Source organism: Moellerella wisconsensis ATCC 35017, assembly GCF_001294465.1.
Lineage (GTDB): Bacteria > Pseudomonadota > Gammaproteobacteria > Enterobacterales > Enterobacteriaceae > Moellerella > Moellerella wisconsensis.
This window is the reverse complement of record NZ_LGAA01000049.1, coordinates 1-466: the sequence shown is the minus strand read 5'-3', so window position 1 is coordinate 466 and position 466 is coordinate 1. Positions and strand designations below refer to the sequence as shown.

The window sequence follows — 466 nt, the reverse complement described above, 5'->3', positions numbered from 1 at the left end:
AGTGACAGGAAAGAAGAGATTAAGTATTTAACTCAGTCATTGATAAATTATCATCTAGCGCAGCCAAAGTAATTTTTGGCATTGCAGAACACTAATGTTGGGGGGCGATAGTATGAAATTGCCCCAACAACTTAGTACATTTAGGTAGGAATTTGGGAAAAATGCTGAAGGGTAAGTCTTAATTTAAGTTTTTTCTGCGCTAAAACGCAAAAAAGCCCTCCGCAAGCGGAAGGCTATTTGTATGGCAGGGGCGGAGAGACTCGAACTCGCGACACCCGGTTTTGGAGACCGGTGCTCTACCAACTGAGCTACGCCCCTAAAGAACGCTTACTATTATCCCCGCGTTCAAGCAGGCATAACATAAATAAGTGGCGGAACGGACGGGACTCGAACCCGCGACCCCCTGCGTGACAGGCAGGTATTCTAACCAACTGAACTACCGCTCCACCGATTCTTTCTCTCACAT

At 46.4% G+C, this 466-nt stretch carries 2 tRNA genes; both read right to left on the bottom strand.

The features are described 5' to 3' along the window. Positions 1-242: 242 nt before the first annotated feature. Positions 243-318 (bottom strand) — tRNA-Trp (locus M992_RS14320). Positions 319-369: 51 nt separating this feature from the next. Further along, positions 370-446: transfer RNA gene (locus M992_RS14315), tRNA-Asp, on the bottom strand. Positions 447-466: the final 20 nt, after the last annotated feature.